The 19,954-nt window shown below is 38.8% G+C and carries 13 protein-coding genes, 1 tRNA gene and 2 pseudogenes; all 16 read right to left on the bottom strand.

Annotation, left to right across the window (positions count from 1 at the left end; genetic code table 11):
* Positions 1-80: pseudogene (locus IE155_RS17535) on the bottom strand (elongation factor Tu); the annotation flags it as partial.
* A 244-nt stretch (positions 81-324) separates the two neighbouring features.
* Complete coding sequence (gene fusA / locus IE155_RS17530) at positions 325-2,436, bottom strand: elongation factor G (RefSeq protein ID WP_189379605.1); 2,112 nt, start codon at positions 2,434-2,436, stop codon at positions 325-327.
* Between the two features lie 157 nt (positions 2,437-2,593).
* A complete protein-coding gene (gene rpsG / locus IE155_RS17525; protein ID WP_184426790.1) occupies positions 2,594-3,067 on the bottom strand; it encodes a 30S ribosomal protein S7 in 474 nt (157 codons plus the stop codon).
* A 111-nt stretch (positions 3,068-3,178) separates the two neighbouring features.
* Positions 3,179-3,516: pseudogene (rpsL, locus tag IE155_RS17520) on the bottom strand (30S ribosomal protein S12).
* A 218-nt stretch (positions 3,517-3,734) separates the two neighbouring features.
* Positions 3,735-7,946, bottom strand: a complete 4,212-nt coding sequence (rpoC, locus tag IE155_RS17515; protein ID WP_189379603.1) for a DNA-directed RNA polymerase subunit beta' — start codon at positions 7,944-7,946, stop codon at positions 3,735-3,737.
* 90 nt (positions 7,947-8,036) lie between these two features.
* On the bottom strand, positions 8,037-12,065 hold the full coding sequence (rpoB, locus tag IE155_RS17510) for a DNA-directed RNA polymerase subunit beta (RefSeq protein WP_189379601.1): 4,029 nt from the start codon (positions 12,063-12,065) through the stop codon (positions 8,037-8,039).
* 280 nt (positions 12,066-12,345) lie between these two features.
* Positions 12,346-12,714 carry a 50S ribosomal protein L7/L12 gene (gene rplL / locus IE155_RS17505; protein WP_189379599.1) on the bottom strand — a complete coding sequence of 123 codons (369 nt, stop codon included), beginning with the start codon at positions 12,712-12,714 and terminating at the stop codon, positions 12,346-12,348.
* A gap of 94 nt (positions 12,715-12,808) precedes the next feature.
* Entirely contained in the window at positions 12,809-13,303 is a 495-nt protein-coding gene (gene rplJ / locus IE155_RS17500) for a 50S ribosomal protein L10 (protein ID WP_189379597.1), read from the bottom strand.
* 286 nt (positions 13,304-13,589) lie between these two features.
* Positions 13,590-14,285 carry a 50S ribosomal protein L1 gene (gene rplA, locus IE155_RS17495; RefSeq protein WP_189379595.1) on the bottom strand — a complete coding sequence of 232 codons (696 nt, stop codon included), beginning with the start codon at positions 14,283-14,285 and terminating at the stop codon, positions 13,590-13,592.
* Positions 14,286-14,288: 3 nt separating this feature from the next.
* Positions 14,289-14,717, bottom strand: a complete 429-nt coding sequence (gene rplK / locus IE155_RS17490) for a 50S ribosomal protein L11 (protein WP_189379593.1) — start codon at positions 14,715-14,717, stop codon at positions 14,289-14,291.
* 208 nt (positions 14,718-14,925) lie between these two features.
* Positions 14,926-15,534, bottom strand: coding sequence for a transcription termination/antitermination protein NusG (gene nusG, locus IE155_RS17485; RefSeq protein WP_229817446.1), 609 nt, complete (start codon positions 15,532-15,534; stop codon positions 14,926-14,928).
* A gap of 2 nt (positions 15,535-15,536) precedes the next feature.
* A complete protein-coding gene (gene secE, locus IE155_RS17480) occupies positions 15,537-15,917 on the bottom strand; it encodes a preprotein translocase subunit SecE (protein ID WP_189379592.1) in 381 nt (126 codons plus the stop codon).
* An 88-nt stretch (positions 15,918-16,005) separates the two neighbouring features.
* Positions 16,006-16,082 (bottom strand) — tRNA-Trp (locus tag IE155_RS17475).
* Between the two features lie 228 nt (positions 16,083-16,310).
* Complete coding sequence (locus IE155_RS17470) at positions 16,311-18,020, bottom strand: potassium/proton antiporter (RefSeq protein WP_189379590.1); 1,710 nt, start codon at positions 18,018-18,020, stop codon at positions 16,311-16,313.
* A 527-nt stretch (positions 18,021-18,547) separates the two neighbouring features.
* Positions 18,548-19,423 carry a DUF2971 domain-containing protein gene (locus IE155_RS17465; protein ID WP_189379589.1) on the bottom strand — a complete coding sequence of 292 codons (876 nt, stop codon included), beginning with the start codon at positions 19,421-19,423 and terminating at the stop codon, positions 18,548-18,550.
* A gap of 150 nt (positions 19,424-19,573) precedes the next feature.
* A partial coding sequence (locus IE155_RS17460; protein ID WP_506054835.1) for an EF-Tu C-terminal domain-related protein occupies positions 19,574-19,954 on the bottom strand: 381 nt, incomplete at its 5' end.

Below are 19,954 nucleotides of genomic sequence, written 5' to 3'. Positions count from 1 at the left end.
GTTGTTTTACCGTGGTCAACGTGTCCGATTGTACCAACGTTTACATGTGGTTTATTACGTTCAAATTTTGCTTTAGCCATTTTTCAATTACCTTAAAAAGATATCAATTAGATTAAATTATTTATCCTCTCAGCGAGAGTTAAAAGATGTCGCGTTAACCACTCATTTTAGATAAGGTAAGACCCCTTGTCAAAAACCAATGCTAAACTCTTCACCTTAGAACAAACTCACTTGGAGCTTGTTTTTATATTGAACTACATAAATAAGTTAATTTTCATAGTTCAAAATTTTTTAACAAAATAATTTCTTATTTTGTTTAGCGTATTAGATTACTCCACCACGCCCTTCAATTACTGATTGTGCAACCGCTTTCGGTGCCTCATTATATTGCTTAAATTCCATAGAGTATGATGCTCTACCTTGCGTTGCACTACGTAAATCAGTGGCATAGCCAAACATTTCTGCTAATGGTACAAGAGCATTTACAATTCTTAAGCCTGCAAAACCTTCGTCCATACCATCAATAATGCCACGACGACGGTTCAAGTCGCCAACTACATCACCCATATTTTCTTCCGGTGTAGTGACTTCAACTTTCATCATCGGCTCAAGTAATACAGGAGAAGCTTCTAAAGCACCTTTCCTAAAGCCCATAGAAGCGGCAACTTTAAACGCCATTTCGTTAGAGTCAACATCATGAAATGAGCCATCATAAAGTGTTACTTTCACATCTAGTAATGGAAAACCAGCTAAGACGCCAGAATCCATTTGTTCGCGACAGCCTTTTTCAACTGCCGGTATATATTCTTTTGGAACAACACCACCAGTGATTTCGTTTACAAATTCGAAACCTTTACCTTCAGGCAAGGGTTCCATTTTCAGCCATACATGACCAAACTGCCCTTTACCACCAGATTGTCTAACAAATTTCCCTTCAACTTCTACCGTCGAACGAATAGTTTCACGATAAGACACTTGTGGTTTACCAACATTGCAATCAACGCTAAATTCACGTTTCATACGGTCAACAATAATATCTAAATGTAGCTCACCCATTCCTGAAATAATGGTTTGACCGGTTTCATCATCAGTTTCAACATGAAACGACGGATCTTCTGCTGCAAGCTTACCTAATGCAATAGCCATTTTCTCTTGGTCAACTACTGTTTTTGGTTCAACAGCAATAGATATTACAGGATCTGGAAATTCCATACGTTCAAGTGTAATAACATGATTAGGATCACATAAAGTATCACCTGTTGTTACGTCTTTCATCCCAATTGCAGCAGCAATATCACCAGCATGGACTTCTTTAATTTCTTGACGATCATTGGCATGCATTTGCACAATACGTCCAAAGCGTTCTTTTTTACCTTTAATGGGATTAAAAACAGTATCACCGGTTTTTACAACCCCTGAATATACTCTAAAAAAAGTTAACGTTCCGACAAATGGGTCGGTAGCTATTTTGAAAGCGAGCGCTGAAAAAGGGGCTGAGTCGTCAGCTTCTCTTACGCCTTCGGTTTCATTTTTATCGTTGTTAATTCCCGTAATTGCAGCCACTTCAGTTGGCGAGGGTAAATATTCAACAACACAATCTAAAACAGCTTGAACACCTTTATTTTTGAAGGCTGAACCACAAGCACACAATATTACTTCATTATTAAGTGTTCGTTGTCTTAAAGCATTTTTAATTTCAGCTTCGGTTAAATCACCTTCTTCAAGGTATTTGTCCATTAACTCTTCATTTGCTTCAGCGGCTTCTGATATTAAATTTTCACGCCATTCTTCAGCTACTTCTTGCATATCTTCTGGAATCGGCTCGTAGGTAAATGTCATTCCTTGATCCGCTTCATTCCAGTTTATCGCTTTCATTTTAATTAGGTCGATAACACCTTTAAAATCTTCTTCAGCACCTATCGCTAACTGAATTGGCACAGCATTAGCACCTAAGCGCGTACCTAATTGCTCAACAACATTTAAAAAGTTTGCGCCTGTACGATCCATTTTGTTTACAAACACCATACGAGGAACAGCGTACTTTTCCATTTGACGCCAAACAGTTTCAGTCTGTGGTTGCACACCTGAAGAACCACACAGTACTAATACCGCACCATCAAGCACTCTTAAAGAGCGCTCAACTTCAATGGTGAAGTCCACATGACCCGGAGTATCAATAATATTAATGCGATGGTTGTCAAACTGAGCATCCATCCCTTTCCAAAAGCATGTTGTTGCTGCTGAGGTAATAGTGATCCCGCGCTCTTGCTCTTGTTCCATCCAATCCATTGTTGCTGCACCATCATGCACTTCACCAATTTTATGTGATAAACCTGTATAGAACAAAACACGTTCGGTTGTTGTCGTTTTACCTGCATCTACGTGCGCACAAATACCAATATTTCGGTAACGCTCAATAGGGGTGATACGAGCCACTAATTATTCCTCAGTACTAAAAAGATATATTCAAATAACTTCAATATGCTTTTCGAAACTATTTGGTTATAGCCTATTCAAAATATCCATTGTAGAAAGGCGTAGTTGCAAATTTATGAAATTAACAACTACGCCATTCAATTTTTTACTATCGTGTTTACCAGCGATAGTGAGCGAATGCTTTGTTCGCTTCGGCCATACGGTGAACGTCTTCACGTTTCTTAACCGCTGAACCTTTGCTATCTGATGCATCAAGCATTTCGTTAGCAAGGCGCTGAGCCATTGATTTTTCACCACGTTTACGAGCTGCTTCAACTAACCAACGCATGGCTAGTGCGTTACGACGCACAGGACGTACTTCAACTGGTACTTGATAAGTAGAACCACCAACACGACGAGACTTAACCTCGACTTGTGGGCGAATGTTATCAAGCGCTTCTTCAAAAAGCTCTAAGTGAGTTTTTTCAGAATTTTTTTCAGTTAAAATGTCTAATGCACCGTAAACGATTTTTTCTGCAGTAGATTTTTTACCATCAACCATAAGGATGTTGATGAATTTTGCTAAAAGTTCATTATGGAACTTAGGATCTGGCAATATTTTACGTTGCCCAACGACGCGTCTTCTTGGCATCTTAATTCTCCGTTGTATTCAGGATTAATCCAAAATATAAAATTAGTAATTTGGCCTTACTTAACGTTTCTTATCTCTCACTACCTAAATTAGGGAAGAGGTAGGGGAAACTTAAGATTTAGGTCGTTTAGCACCGTACTTAGAACGGCCTTGTCTTCTGTCGTTAACACCTGAACAATCAAGTGCACCACGAACTGTGTGATAACGCACACCTGGTAAATCTTTTACACGACCACCGCGAATTAATATAACGCTATGCTCTTGTAATAGCCGTTAGTTAAACGAACACGAGCAACTTTACGTAATGCTGAGTTTGGTTTTTTTGGTGTAGTTGTATACACACGAGTACATACGCCACGACGTTGTGGACAAGCTTGTAACGCCGGAACGTTACTTTTTTGAACCTGTCTGACACGTGGTTTACGTACCAATTGGTTAATAGTTGCCATTATAGCTCCTGATTAATTAAAACAATGGGTAACATTTATTGACTAAGTTTGCCAAATTACCCGCTTATAAACGTGAAAAACCGCGACCCTAAATTCAAAGTACATTAAGTACAGAATATAAGGTCGCGGAATTCTATAGGTCAAGCTTTAACCTGTCAAGCCTTAGTGCTTATTTTACAGGTTAAATTTGATACTTATCCTAATATCAGCCTTATTCATCAATCTGATGCTAAGTCTGCATTAAGCGCATCAGTTAATGCTTGAGCCGCTTCATCTGCTGATACGGTAACTTCTTCAACAACAGCACTTGCATTGCGTTTACGCGCGCGCTCCTGATGATAAGCATAACCTGTACCTGCTGGAATTAGGCGACCAACAATAACGTTTTCTTTCAAACCTCGTAAGCTATCTTTCTTACCACCAACGGCAGCTTCGGTTAATACTCGCGTAGTTTCTTGGAACGATGCAGCAGAAATAAATGATTCTGTTGCTAACGATGCTTTAGTAATACCCATCATTTGCATTTCAAATTCAGCCGGACGTTTGCCCGCAGCTTCAAGTTCACGGTTCGCGATTTTCACGCGTGCCACTTCAACTTGCTCACCTTTTAAGAATTCTGAATCACCTGCGTCTAAAATTTCACACTTACGAATCATCTGACGTACGATAACTTCAATATGTTTATCGTTAATCTTTACACCCTGTAAGCGGTAAACTTCTTGTACTTCGTTAACAATATAGTTAGCAACTGGTGCTACACCACGTAAACGAAGAATATCATGTGGAGACTCTGGACCATCGGCAATAACTTCACCAATTTGAACCGATTCACCTTCGAACACGTTTAATTGACGCGTTTTAGGGATCATTTCTTCATAAACTTCACCGTTAGGTTGAGTTATTAGAAGTCTGATCTTACCTTTTGTTTCTTTCCCGAAGCCTATAATACCTGTTTTTTCTGCAAGAATTGCAGGAAGTTTAGGCTTACGAGCTTCAAATAAATCAGCAACTCTAGGCAGACCACCAGTAATATCACGAGTTTTTGAACTCTCTTGTGGTATACGTGCTAACGCATCACCGATGTTTACTTCGGCACCATCTTCAAGGTTAACAATCGCATTACCTGGTAAGTAGTATTGCGCTGGAATTTCTGTGCCAGCAATCATTACATCATTACCTTTAGCGTCTACCAATTTAACCATAGGGCGCATTTCTTTACCCGCACTGTTACGTTGGCCAACTTCAGTGACAACAAGTGATGATAAACCAGTTAAATCATCTGTTTGGCGAACCATGGTTACGCCATCAATTAATTCAACAAATTGAACCTTACCAGCCACTTCCGTAATAATTGGATGTGTATGCGGATCCCAATTTGCTATGACATCACCAGCTTCAATCGCTTCGCCATCTTTCTTAGAAAGAACGGCACCATAAGGTACTTTGTAGCGTTCTTTTTCACGCCCTAATTCATCAATTACCGTAATTTCTGATGAACGAGATGTGATAACTATATGATCAGCCGAGTTTGTTACAAACTTAGCATTCTGAAGTTTAATTGTGCCTGAGTTCTTCACTTGTACGTTATTTTCAGCAGATGCACGAGAAGCCGCACCACCAATATGGAACGTACGCATGGTTAACTGTGTACCTGGTTCACCGATTGATTGTGCTGCAACAACACCAATAGCTTCACCTTGGTTAATCATGTGGCCACGAGCCAAATCACGACCATAACAATTTGCACATATACCAAAGTCATTTTGACATGTAATGATAGAACGTACTTTAATTTGGTCTACTGAATGCTCTTCAATAACATCACATAGATTCTCGTCAATCAGTGTGTTACGAGGAAGTAAAACTTCTTCAGTACCAGGAATAACAACATCTTCAGCAACAACACGCCCAAGTACACGCTCTCGTAATGGCTCAACAACATCACCACCTTCAATCAATGGTGTCATTAATAATCCGTCATGAGTACCACAGTCATGCTCTGTTACTACAAGATCTTGTGCAACATCAACTAAACGACGAGTTAAGTAACCCGAGTTAGCTGTTTTAAGTGCCGTATCAGCTAGACCTTTACGCGCACCATGCGTTGAGATGAAGTATTGTAATACGTTCAGACCTTCACGGAAGTTAGCTGTGATCGGCGTTTCGATGATTGAACCGTCTGGTTTTGCCATCAAACCACGCATACCAGCTAGCTGACGTATCTGAGCCGCACTACCACGAGCACCTGAGTCAGCCATCATAAATATTGAGTTGAAAGAGTCTTGTTCTTCCATTTCACCGTCACGATTCAATACTTGCTCTTTCGACAAGTTATCCATCATAGCTTTCGAAACTTTCTCGTTAGCTGACGACCAAATATCAATAACTTTGTTATATTTCTCACCTGCAGTTACAAGACCTTGCTCAAATTGAGTTTGAATCTCAGTAACTTCTTCTTCTGCTGCATCAATAATCGTGTATTTCGCATCAGGAATAACCATATCGTCGATACCAACAGACGCACCTGCGATCATCGCATAGTGAAAACCGGTATACATGATGTGATCAGCAAAAATAACAGTATCTTTTAAACCAAGGTTACGATATGCATGGTTAATCAAGCGTGAAATAGGTTTCTTGCCTAACGGTTGATCAATTAAGTCATACGGTAAGCCTTTTGGACAAACTTGCCACAATATAGCGCGACCTACTGTCGTATCACGTAAGTTTGTTTGTGCTACTAATTCACCATCACTATTGCGAACATGTTCAGTAATTCGAATTTTAACGCGAGCATGTAATTCAGCTACGCCTGTGCGGTAAGCTTTTTCAGCTTCTTTAGTGTCAGCAAATACCATGCCTTCACCTAAACCGTTAATACGGTCACGCGTTAAGTAATAAAGACCTAATACAACATCCTGTGATGGTACGATAATTGGGTCACCGTTAGCTGGAGATAACACGTTGTTCGTAGACATCATTAAAGCACGAGCTTCAAGCTGAGCTTCTAATGTTAACGGTACGTGTACCGCCATTTGGTCACCATCAAAATCGGCGTTGTATGCCGCACAAACTAATGGATGAAGATGAATTGCTTTACCTTCAATCAACACGGGTTCAAATGCTTGGATACCCAGTCTATGAAGTGTTGGTGCACGGTTAAGCATAACTGGATGTTCACGAATTACTTCGTCTAATACATCCCATACTTCTGCGCCTTCACGCTCAACTAATTTTTTAGCCGCTTTAATTGTTGTCGCTAAACCACGTGCTTCTAATTTACCGTAAATAAATGGCTTGAATAATTCAAGCGCCATTTTCTTAGGTAAACCACACTGATGTAAACGTAATGTTGGACCTACTGTAATTACAGAACGACCAGAATAATCAACACGCTTACCAAGTAAGTTTTGACGGAATCGACCCTGCTTACCTTTAATCATGTCAGCAAGTGATTTTAATGGACGTTTGTTTGAACCAGTAATTGCTCTACCACGACGACCATTATCTAATAATGCATCAACGGACTCTTGCAACATACGTTTTTCGTTACGTACGATAATATCTGGTGCAATTAGATCTAATAAACGCTTAAGACGGTTATTACGATTAATTACACGACGGTATAAGTCGTTCAAATCAGAAGTCGCAAAACGACCACCATCAAGAGGTACTAGAGGACGTAAATCAGGCGGTAAAATTGGTAGTACCGACATAATCATCCACTCTGGCTTATTACCAGACTGGGCAAACGCTTCCATTAATTTCAAGCGTTTTGTGATTTTTTTACGTTTGGTCTCACTACCAATCTCTGGTAATTCTTCACGCATTTGCGCTACTTCAGCATCTAAATCTATTTGTTGAAGTAAGGCTAAAACGGCTTCAGCACCCATTTTTGCGTCGAATTCGTCACCGTGCTCTTCTAACGCGTCAAGATATTCTTCTTCCGTTAGAATTGCACTTTTTTCTAATGTTGTCATACCAGGTTCGGTGACAACATAAGATTCAAAATATAGTACTCGCTCAATATCACGTAATGTCATATCAAGTAATAAACCAATACGCGATGGTAATGATTTTAAGAACCAAATGTGAGCAACTGGGCTTGCTAATTCGATATGACCCATACGGTCACGACGAACTTTTGTTAATGTAACTTCAACGCCACATTTTTCACAAATAACACCACGATGCTTAAGACGTTTATATTTGCCACAAAGACATTCATAATCTTTAACTGGACCAAATATACGCGCACAGAATAAACCGTCACGTTCTGGTTTAAAAGTACGATAATTAATCGTCTCAGGTTTCTTCACTTCACCAAATGACCATGAACGGATCATATCTGGTGATGCTAATCCGATGCGAATACCATCGAACTCTTCTGTTTGATTTTGTTGCTTAAGAAACTTAAGTAAATCTTTCACACTCTATCTCCTGTCGGAGTTAACCTTCGGACAAGAGCATTTATTTGCTCTTGTCCATGTACTGATACGTTCAGCAACGAAGCTTTATGCTTATTCCTGATCTAACTCGATGTTAATACCTAACGAGCGGATCTCTTTCAACAATACGTTGAACGACTCAGGAATCCCCGGTTCCATACGATGATCACCGTCAACCAAGTTTTTATACATTTTGGTACGACCGTTAACATCATCTGATTTAACCGTTAGCATTTCTTGTAGTGTATAGGCAGCACCGTAGGCTTCTAATGCCCATACTTCCATCTCACCGAAACGCTGACCACCAAATTGCGCTTTACCGCCAAGTGGTTGTTGGGTTACTAAGCTATAAGAACCTGTTGAACGTGCATGCATTTTGTCATCAACTAAATGGTTAAGTTTCAACATATACATGTAGCCAACAGTTACTGGACGTTCAAACTCACGACCTGTACGACCATCAGTTAAGGTAAACTGACCGCTTTCAGGCATATCCGCTAGTTTGAATAAGTCTTTGATCTCACGTTCACTTGCCCCATCAAATACAGGTGTAGCAATCGGTAGACCAGCTCGTAAATTATCAGCTAAACGTAATACTTCATCATCTGAGAAGCTATCAATATCAACTTCTTGACGAGATTCACCTAACTCATACACTTCTTTTAAGAAAGCGCGTAATTTAGCTAATTCACGTTGCTCTTCTAACATACGGTTGATTTTTTCACCGATACCGCGTGCCGCCATACCTAAGTGAGTTTCTAAAATCTGACCAATGTTCATACGTGATGGTACACCCAATGGGTTTAACACGATATCTACTGGTACACCATTCTCATCGTATGGCATATCTTCAACAGGTACTACATTTGATATAACACCCTTGTTACCATGACGACCAGCCATTTTATCACCTGGCTGTATACGACGTTTAACCGCTAAGTAAACTTTAACAATTTTTAAAACGCCTGGTGCTAAATCATCACCTTGAGTGATTTTACGACGTTTAACTTCATATTTCTTATCGAAGTCAGCTTTAATATTGTCGTATTGCTCAGCAATTTGCTCTAATTCCGCTTGTTGTGCTTCATCAGATAAATTTTGCACTAACCACTTATCACGTGACATGCTGTTTAGATCAGAATCATTTAAGCCCGCAGAAAGTAATAGTTTCTTCGCTCGTGCATAAATACCATCTTCTAAAATAGCAAATTCATCGCCTAAATCTTTCTTAACTTCTTTAAGCTGCATTTCTTCAATTTCTACAGCGCGCTTATCTTTTTCAACACCGTCACGGGTAAAGATTTGTACGTCAATAATGGTACCTGATACTGAATTAGGAACGCGTAATGAGCTATCTTTAACATCAGCCGCTTTTTCACCAAAAATTGCACGTAATAGTTTTTCTTCTGGCGTTAATTGGGTTTCACCTTTAGGGGTTACTTTACCCACTAAAATATCACCACCATTAACTTCAGCACCAATATAAACAACACCTGCTTCATCTAGTTTAGATAATGCCGATTCACCAACATTAGGAATATCAGAAGTAATTTCTTCAGAGCCTAATTTAGTATCACGTGCAATACAGGTTAATTCTTGAATATGAATTGTTGTAAAACGATCTTCTTGCGCTACACGCTCAGAAAGCAACATTGAATCTTCAAAGTTGTAACCATTCCAAGGCATAAATGCTATACGCATATTTTGACCAAGTGCTAACTCACCCATGTCTGTTGATGGGCCGTCTGCTAATACGTCACCACGAACCACAGGTTCGCCTGTTCGACAATTTGGACGCTGATTAATACAGGTGTTTTGGTTTGAGCGAGTATATTTAGTCAAATTGTAAATATCGATACCAGCTTCACCTGGACGCATTTCATTATCGTTTACTTTCACGACAATACGCGACGCATCAACGTAGTCAACAACACCACCACGCTTTGCAACAACAGTTACACCAGAGTCAACGGCAACAATTTTTTCCATGCCCGTACCAACAAGTGGCTTATCTACTTTTAATGTAGGCACTGCTTGACGTTGCATGTTCGAGCCCATTAATGCGCGGTTAGCATCATCGTGCTCTAAGAATGGAATTAATGAAGCCGAAACCGATACAATTTGCTGGGGCGATACGTCCATATACTGAACTTGCTCAGCTGACATTAGCGTAAATTCATTTTTATGACGACACTGTACAAGCCCATCAACTAATTTACCGTCTGCATCAATCTCAGCATTGGTTTGAGCGATAATAAAATTACCCTCTTCAATGGCTGAAAGGTAGTCTATTTCGTCAGTTACCACACCATCAACAATTTTGCGATAAGGTGTTTCTAAGAAACCATAATCGTTAGTTCGTGCATAACACGATAACGAGTTAATCAAACCAATGTTTGGACCTTCTGGTGTTTCAATCGGACAGACACGACCATAATGCGTTGGGTGAACATCTCGCACTTCAAAACCAGCACGTTCACGAGTTAAACCACCTGGGCCTAAAGCAGAAATACTACGCTTATGCTTTACTTCTGACAATGGGTTGTTTTGGTCCATAAACTGAGACAATTGTGAAGAGCCGAAGAACTCTTTTACTGCCGCAGAAATAGGTTTCGCATTAATTAAGTCTTGAGGCATTATAGCGTCTAGGTCACCTAAACTTAAGCGCTCACGCACTGCACGTTCAACGCGAACTAAACCAACACGGAATTGGTTTTCTGCCATTTCACCAACACTACGAATACGGCGATTACCTAAATGATCGATATCGTCGACTTCACCTTTACCATCGCGAATATCGATTAACGTTTTCATTACCGCAATAATGTCTTCTTTTGACAGAATACCGTCGCCTGTTTCAACATCGCGACCAACACGACGGTTGAACTTCATACGGCCAACTGTTGATAAGTCATAACGTTCTAAGGCAAAAAATAAATTTGCAAATAGTGTTTCAGCAGCATCTTTTGTTGGTGGCTCACCTGGGCGCATCATGCGGTAAATTTCAACTAGTGCTTCTAAGCGATTAGTTGAAGAGTCAACACGCAAAGTGTCTGACATATATGAGCCAACATCAAATTCATTCATATACAAAGTGGATAGCACTTTATGGCCAGCTTGACTTAGCTCAGCTAACAGCTCTAGCGTTAACTCTGTATTAGCTTCTGCGATAACTTCGCCTGTTGATTCATCGATATAAGCTTTTGATAATACTTTACCAACAATGTATTCAGCTGGTACTTCTAACTCGGTAACATTACCTTTCGATAATTGGCGAATATGACGAGCTGTTATGCGACGCCCTTGTTCTACAACAACATCACCATTTGGCATAATAATGTCAAATGTTGCCGTTTCACCACGTAAACGCTCAGGGACAAGTTCCATTATTAACTTATCGCCTTTAATTTCAAAAGCGGTGTTATCATAGAAAATGTCTAAAATTTCTTCGGTAGAGTATTCTAAGGCACGTAAGATAATAGACGCAGGTAATTTACGACGACGGTCGATACGCACGAATAAGTTATCTTTCGGATCAAATTCAAAATCCAACCATGAGCCACGGTAAGGAATAACGCGTGCGTTATATAACACTTTTCCTGATGAATGTGTTTTACCTTTATCGTGATCAAAGAACACACCAGGTGAACGATGTAATTGAGAAACAATTACACGCTCTGTACCATTAATAACAAACGTACCGTTGTCTGTCATTAACGGGATTTCACCCATATAAACTTCTTGTTCTTTAATATCTTTTACTGTACCGGCAGGCGCTTCTTTGTCATAAATTACTAAGCGTAATTTTACACGAAGCGGTGCTGAATAAGTTACACCCCGAATTTGACATTCTTTAACATCAAATAATGGTTCACCTAAACGATAACTCACATATTGTAATTCTGAGCTACCTGAGTAGGCTTTAATTGGGAAAATAGAACGAAACGCTGCCTCAAGGCCCGCTTCACCAGTAGGATCAATATCTATAAACTTACGGAAAGATTCGAGTTGGATCGATAACAAAAATGGATAGTCCATTACTTGTGCACTTTTACCAAAGTCCTTGCGAATACGTTTCTTTTCAGAGTAAGAGTAAACCATGGGGTTCCTCAGCTTGCTGGTTATGGCCGAATCTGCCTTAAAATACCAATTGGAATAAATAACGAGTTGAAAACATTAATTTCATCAGTTATCTAATCCAATTGGTATCAGACAGGGTATTGCAGTGATGCTATCACACATCAAATAATGCACTGTTTTCGTTTAAAAAAAAACCTAAATATTAGATTTAAGAAAAACAAAATACTTTAGCGCAAAAAGGCCGGTGACGTTTAAATCACCAGCCATTGCCTTTTCAGGCATTTAATCTATTAAAAACAGATTATTTAAGCTCAACAGTAGCGCCTGCTTCTTCAAGAACTTTCTTAAGTTCTTCAGCTTCTGCTTTTTCAACGCCTTCTTTAAGCGCTTTAGGAGCTGATTCAACTAACTCTTTAGCTTCTTTAAGGCCTAAACCTGTAGCGCCACGTACTGCTTTGATAACACCAACTTTCTTATCGCCGAAACCAGTTAAGATTACGTCGAATTCAGTTTGTTCTTCAGCAGCACCACCAGCGTCACCGCCAGCAACAGCAACAGCTGCAGCAGCTGATACGCCGAATTTTTCTTCCATTGCTTCTACTAATTCTACAACGTCCATTACTGACATTTCAGCAATTGCGTTTAGGATATCGTCTTTAGAGATAGACATTTTAAATTTCCTGTTTCAATAAATGATCTTTTGATCATTTTTTTAATAACTACTAATACAAAAAGCGTGTTTAGGTTTTTTATAAACCCAATTATTAAGCTGCTTCTTGCTCTTTCTGATCGCGAATTGCAGCAATCGTACGGACAAGCTTGCCTGCAGATGCTTCTTTCATAGCGCTCATTAAACGTGCTAGAGCTTCGTCGTATGTTGGTAACTTAGCAAGTACCTTCACATCAACGATAGCGCCTTCAAATGCTGCAGCTTTTAATTCAAATTTCTCGTTAGTTTTAGCGAAATCTGAAAAAATACGTGCTGCTGCACCTGGGTGCTCGTTTGAAAATGCAATTAATGAAGGGCCGGTAAAGTTGTCTGTTAGACAAGCAAAATCAGTACCTTCTACTGCACGACGTGCTAACGTGTTACGAACAACTTTCATCCATACACCGTTTTCACGTGCTTGCTTACGCAAAGCAGTAATTGCTTCAACTGTTACACCGCGAGAATCCACGACTACAGCTGATTGAGCGCCTTTGGCAGCTTCTTGAACTTCAGCAACAATTGCTTTTTTGTCATCAAGATTGATAGCCATTGGCTTTAACTCCTGGTTCAACCGGTTCAACCGGTATTTACAATCCCTAAAACGAAACCGTTTTAGGCCGTTACGGCGAGGACCAGAATTTAAGGAAATACTGGGTAATCACCATCTACGTAGGACATTAAGCATACAAATTGTACACACCTACGGTCTTGGACGGGGGTTGTTTTATGTTATTACTTAAATAATAACCCACAACTCCTACCAAATTTTAAGGGGCGAGATTATAGTTTAAAATTTCGCCCCTGTAAAGCTTCAAAAAATGAAGTTTTACTAAAAATTAAAGTACCAAGCTACTTTGATCTACTGATACACCAGCACCCATTGTAGTTGAAACAGAAATTTTCTTAATAAATTGACCTTTAGCATTTGCTGGTTTTGCTTTTTTAAGCGCTTCCAATAATGCTTCTAAGTTTTCTTTTAACTTAGCGTCATCGAAATCAACCTTACCAATAGTAGTATGGATGATACCGTTTTTATCGTTACGGTAGCGAACTTGACCTGCTTTAGCGTTATTAATTGCTGTTACAACGTCAGGTGTTACTGTACCAACTTTAGGGTTAGGCATTAAACCACGAGGACCTAATACTTGACCTAATTGACCAACTACACGCATTGCGTCTGGAGTAGCGATTACAACATCAAAGTTCATTTCGCCTTTCTTAACTAATTCAGCTAAGTCTTCCATACCAACAATATCAGCACCAGCAGCTTTCGCTTTTTCAGCATTTTCACCTTGAGTGAAAACAGCTACACGTACATCACGACCTGTACCATTCGGTAATACAGTTGCGCCACGAACGTTTTGGTCTGATTTACGAGCATCAATGCCAAGGTTAACAGCAACATCAACACTTTCTTTGAATTTAGCTGTTGCTAATTCTTTTAAAAGCGCTAGTGCTTCGTTAATTTCATAATCTTTTAATACGTCTACTTTTTCACGAACAAGACGAGCGCGTTTTGATAATTTAGCCATTGATTAATCCTCTACCACTAAACCCATTGAACGAGCAGAACCCGCAATGGTACGCACAGCAGCTTCTAATGAGCCAGCTGTTAAATCAGGTTCTTTTGTCTTAACGATTTCTTCAAGTTGAGCTGTAGTAACAGTACCCACTTTTTCTGTGTTAGGACGACCTGAACCGCTCTTGATACCCGCAGCTTTCTTCAATAAGAATGCAGCTGGTGGTGTTTTTGTTTCGAACGTGAAAGAACGATCACTGTATACAGTAATAACTACTGGTACTGGAGCGCCTTTTTCTAACGAATCTGTTTTTGCGTTAAACGCTTTACAGAATTCCATGATGTTCACACCGTGTTGACCTAATGCTGGACCAACTGGTGGTGACGGGTTAGCTGCACCAGCAGCTACTTGTAGCTTGATTAAAGCTTGGACTTTTTTAGCCATCTTTAAAAATTCCTCTAATTGGGTGCAAACGCCCTGTTATAAACATAACAATAACCTTTTCAGGTTGAGCTCCCCGTTAATAATAAGACCGTTTTCTCAATTAATTTTTAACTTATCAAAAAAAATCGGCAGCGGATTATATATTAATCAACGCTACCGATTCAAGTTATATATGTATTTTATTTTGCAATCTGCAAAAAATGCTTTATTAACCTTTTTCTACTTGAGAAAATTCTAGGTCAACTGGGGTCGAGCGACCAAAGATCAATACCGACACTTTAATACGGTTTTTCTCATAATCTAATTCTTCAACTACACCATTAAAGTCGGCAAATGGTCCATCTGTAACACGTACAACTTCACCCACTTCAAATAATGTTTTAGGTTTCGGCTTATCAGTTGAGTCTTCAAGACGCTGTAATATACGATCTGCTTCTTTTTGGGTGATTGGTGCTGGACGATCACTCGTGCCGCCAATAAAACCTAAAACACGCGGAACACTTTTAACTAAATGCCACGCTTCTTCATCCATAGCCATTTCAACTAAGACATAACCAGGGAAGAATTTACGCGCACTTTTACGCTTTTGACCGGCGCGCATTTCAACAACTTCTTCTGTCGGTACAAGAATTTGTCCAAACTTATCCTGTAAGTTATTAATTTCAATATGCTCTATAAGTGTCTTTTGTACACGGCCTTCATAACCAGAAAACGCTTGTACTACATACCAACGTAATTTTGGATTATTACTTTCAGTATTAGTCACACTATCGTTGTTTGTCACGCTTTCATCATTGTTAGTAATATCTTCAGTCATAACTACACCTTTAATCCTGTGATAAAGCCAACAATCTCAAATAAAGCAGAATCTAATAACCATAAGATAACCGCCATTATTAAAGTCGCAACAAGTACGATACCTGTAGTTTGAATTGCTTCTTGTCTCGTTGGCCAAACCACTTTACGAGTTTCTGTACGCGCTTCTTTTGCAAACTCAACAGCATTACGCCCCTTAACAGTCTGCATTGCAATTAAACCTGCAACAATAACCGCAGCTACAACACCAAGAGCGCGAATTAGCACTGATTGATCGCTATAAAGGTAGTTACCAACAACCGCTCCAGCTAAAATTAGAATTATAACTATCCATTTTAGAGAGTCGAGAGAACCACTTGGTTGGCTTTCTGTACTTGCATTCATAATAATGACCTGTAATAACTTGTCTTAAAGACAATACACCCAATGTTGGGCATTAAACACAAAACAGCATATGCTGTTTATTAAAATATGGCAGGGGTAGAGAGATTCGAACTCCCAACCGTCGGTTTTGGAGACCGCTGTTCTACCAATTGGAACTATACCCCTAAAATTTACTTACACTTGTCGGGTGAATCTTAGTTTTAAAAGGGAATTAAGAGATACTCGAGAAGTGAAGCGCTATTATACTGATCAAACTATTTTACTCAAGGGATATTTGCAAGATAATCTTTGCTCGATGCTCAGTCTTTAATTGCACTGAGCTGAGCTGATGTCCATTAAAGTATCATTGTCTTAAGATATTTAATAATTTTTATATATCAATTTCTACGATAACTAGGGTTTGACTAAAATACCCACGGTAATTATACGCTGACCAACCATTTCACGAACATATAATTGGATATCTCCAACTTGTACACAAGAATCTATATTAGGTTGATTTTCAAGCGTTTGTTTAATTACTTCCTCAAGTGTCGATTCGACCTGATCTTCAATTTCAATCCCATATGAATTCAATATATCAGATGTATGGGTGTTCCCTTTAACCCTAAGTTCACGATTAGGCAACTCAGTTCTTTCGCTGTTGATATCACCTAAAAAGACACAATCAACAAAAATTCTCGCAGCAGGTTTGAGTACAATAAATAAATGATCGCCAGCTTGTAGTAATGTTGAACCTCGAGGAGCAATCACTTTGCTTTCACGAGTAATCATAGCCATAACCGCACTATCAGGTAGCGCTAACTCTGATAAACGGCGACCAACACCTCTAGACGTATCACTTAATGTATATTCAACAATATCGGCATCAACATCGCCTAATGCCGTGATTTCCAAGGTTGCAGTAGGGGTTACTGGCGCAGCTAATGTTAGTTTTAATTTTCGTGCCATCCAAGCCAAACTTGATCCCTGTAACGTTGCTGAAATCAATACAACGAAAAATACGACATTAAAGATTAATGCTGCTCCGGGTAGTTCAAAAATCAATGGAAATATTGCTAATATAATTGGTACAGAGCCGCGTAAGCCTACCCAAGAAACTAAGGAAATTTCACGTAAATTAAAACCAAATAGCGCCAGAATTGGGATAACCGCAAGAGGGCGAGCAATAAAAATTAGTACAAAAGCGATTAATAAACCTTCAAACCATACATCTAAGAGTGAAGTTGGCGTTATTAATAACCCTAAAACAACAAACATAGTAATTTGACTTAGCCAAGCTAAACCATCATGAAACAAAAAAGTACTTCGCTGAAATACAAAGCGGCTATTTCCAATAACAACCCCTGTAATAAATATCGCTAAAAAGCCGCTACCACCAATATTGGCAGCGATACCAAAAGAAAGTAGCCCACATGCCGCAACTAATACAGGGTATAAACCTGCAGCAACGAGTTGGATTTTATTAATCAATTTAATTGAAAGCCAGCCAACACCAAGGCCAACTATTGCGCCAAGCCCCATTTGCGAAATAAACATTACTAGTAAACCAGAACCAGGCTTCATTCCGTTAACTAATATCTCTAACAAACCAATTGTTAGAAATATTGCCATAGGGTCATTCGACGCACTTTCTATTTCAAGCGTAGCTTTAAGTTTGTCATTTAAATGAATACCAGCATTTCGAAGTAATGCAAAAACTGCAGCAGCGTCGGTTGAACCAACAATGGCACCTAACAACATACCTTGTAGCAAAGGTAAATCTAATATGTATGCCGCAGAATAGCCAGTAACAATACCTGTGATTAAAACCCCAAAAGTGGCAAGAGCAGACGCAGGCTTCCATACTTTTTTAATTGCTTTAAAAGGAGTTTGTAGGCCACCATCAAACAAAATCATAGCGAGGGCTAAAGTTCCTAATGCATGGGCTGCTTCCGCATTATCAAACAAAATACCACCGGGTCCATCTTCACCTGCCAGCATGCCGACAATTAAAAAAAGTACAAGTACAGGTAGTCCTAAACGTGCTGATAACTGACTTGAAATAATACCAAGTAAAATTAGTATCGCCGCCAAAAAGATAATTTGATCAATAAAAAACATACACTACTCACATTTAGGTTTTAAGGAAAACGATTGAATTGCGAAGACACCCCCTAACACTATTTATCGATGCAAAGATTAAATCTTGTATTGAAATTATATCATTTTGAAGAAAAGGCTTGAGGTTATTTTACTATTATTTACGAAATAATCTACTAATCATAATAATAAGTCTTTAATTATATTAGAATTAATTAAATTAAAACTGACTTAAAAGTATATATAAAACAATATGATTAACCTCTCAAATGACTTTTTAAAACACTAGAGTTAAAGCTTTAAGTAACAAAAATTTACATAAAAACTAAACGTTAAACATATCAAAAATTTGATAAACCGCTACTATTTAACCAGAAAAACACTTCCTAGTTGAAGTTTTCCCTTATTATCATATTGTCGCGGTACGTCGCCCCTTGGGTGCTGTCGCACGCCGACAATATAAAAAGGTAAATTAAACTGAATTAGAAAGTATTTTATCAATTAATATAACCATTCCTGACTATAGTACTTTCATTAGAACGTAATTATTACTCCCTATAAGGTATGTTACTTATCTTAATAAAGTCTTTAATTTTTTCCTCTGTCATTCCTTTGTTATGTTTTAAATAGTGGCTCAGTCCTTCATGACTTAATTTTTCATTCGGGGTTTTTCGTACGATTATTTCCTTAAAGATATCATCGTTAAAACAAAAACGATGATAAGGAATGAAAACACCTTTCTTCACACGGTAGCAGGGAGTTTGTTTGTATTGATTATGAAATATAATAAATAACCTATACTCCTCTTCCTCCTTAAACGTCTCATCTTTAAAGATAAGCTTAAAGTAACTGTAGTATTTCAGCCACAGTCCATTATTCAAATGTCCATTAAGAGCCTTCCAATTTAAAGGTGCTTTAGGTAATTGAGAAACAATAGATTTTATATCATTTGGCATTTCTTTATAATCAGCTTCAAAAGCTTCAGCTAATTCTTCAATGATACTTTCTTTTTCTTCTTCACCGTAAATACATCGATGATATTCTGATACTTGAATCGCAGCATGAGCTGCATCGTTATTTGATTCCGCCTCTCCTCTAAAGCAAGCCTCTCGCTCTTTATTTTCGAAATTAGGTTGGCGAAAGCCTATCGCATAGCCTTCACCTTTAGGGCAATAACCTCGCCATTGACTAAGCAGATCACCATTTTTCGATAAAGAGCAGACATAAGATTCATAATGACTATCGATATAATCTAATATTTTATGAATTTCAGGATTATTAACCTTAGGGTTCAGATGTTCTCGTAGGTCTTTTCCTTCTTGAGTATCATTCAAATATGAGATGTGAGTCATCCACAGCTCTTTTTTAGTTAATATTTTTAGCGCTGTTTCTGCATCGGTATAATGATAAAAGCAATCAGTCATCTTATAATTCCTTGTGATATTAATCGTATTATCACATAGATTTTACAAAGAGTCAGGGAATGGAAAAGTTGAAAATAATTTAAGTTTCAGACACAAAAAAGGCCGCTTTCGCGACCTTTTCTTTATGCTCAGTGAGCTAAAATCTCGATATTAGTCGATGATTTTAGAAACAACACCAGCACCAACAGTACGACCACCTTCACGGATTGCGAAGCGTAAACCTTCGTCCATCGCTACTGGATTAATTAGCTCTACAACAAACTTTAAGTTGTCGCCTGGCATTACCATTTCTACACCTTCAGGTAATTCTACTGCACCTGTGATGTCAGTTGTACGGAAGTAAAACTGTGGACGGTAGCCTTTAAAGAATGGAGTGTGACGTCCACCTTCATCTTTGCTTAATACGTAAACTTCTGACTCAAACTTAGTATGAGGTGAAATTGAACCTGGCTTACATAATACTTGACCACGCTCTACGTCTTCACGCTTAGTACCACGTAATAATACACCACAGTTCTCACCTGCACGACC

Origin of the sequence: Thalassotalea profundi (assembly GCF_014653195.1) — a bacterium.
GTDB lineage: Bacteria > Pseudomonadota > Gammaproteobacteria > Enterobacterales > Alteromonadaceae > Thalassotalea_B > Thalassotalea_B profundi.
The sequence above is the reverse complement of the archived record's forward strand: the minus strand, read 5'-3'. Positions and strand labels throughout refer to the sequence as shown.

Coding starts and splice junctions, on each gene's coding strand:
- rpsG (WP_184426790.1), bottom strand. CDS start 3,067: ATGCCAAGAAGACGCGTCGTTGGGCAACGTAAAATATTGCCAGATCCT.
- rpoB (WP_189379601.1), bottom strand. CDS start 12,065: ATGGTTTACTCTTACTCTGAAAAGAAACGTATTCGCAAGGACTTTGGT.
- rplL (WP_189379599.1), bottom strand. CDS start 12,714: ATGTCTATCTCTAAAGACGATATCCTAAACGCAATTGCTGAAATGTCA.
- rplJ (WP_189379597.1), bottom strand. CDS start 13,303: ATGGCTATCAATCTTGATGACAAAAAAGCAATTGTTGCTGAAGTTCAA.
- rplA (WP_189379595.1), bottom strand. CDS start 14,285: ATGGCTAAATTATCAAAACGCGCTCGTCTTGTTCGTGAAAAAGTAGAC.
- rplK (WP_189379593.1), bottom strand. CDS start 14,717: ATGGCTAAAAAAGTCCAAGCTTTAATCAAGCTACAAGTAGCTGCTGGT.
- nusG (WP_229817446.1), bottom strand. CDS start 15,534: ATGACTGAAGATATTACTAACAATGATGAAAGCGTGACAAACAACGAT.
- secE (WP_189379592.1), bottom strand. CDS start 15,917: ATGAATGCAAGTACAGAAAGCCAACCAAGTGGTTCTCTCGACTCTCTA.
- IE155_RS17470 (WP_189379590.1), bottom strand. CDS start 18,020: ATGTTTTTTATTGATCAAATTATCTTTTTGGCGGCGATACTAATTTTA.
- IE155_RS17465 (WP_189379589.1), bottom strand. CDS start 19,423: ATGACTGATTGCTTTTATCATTATACCGATGCAGAAACAGCGCTAAAA.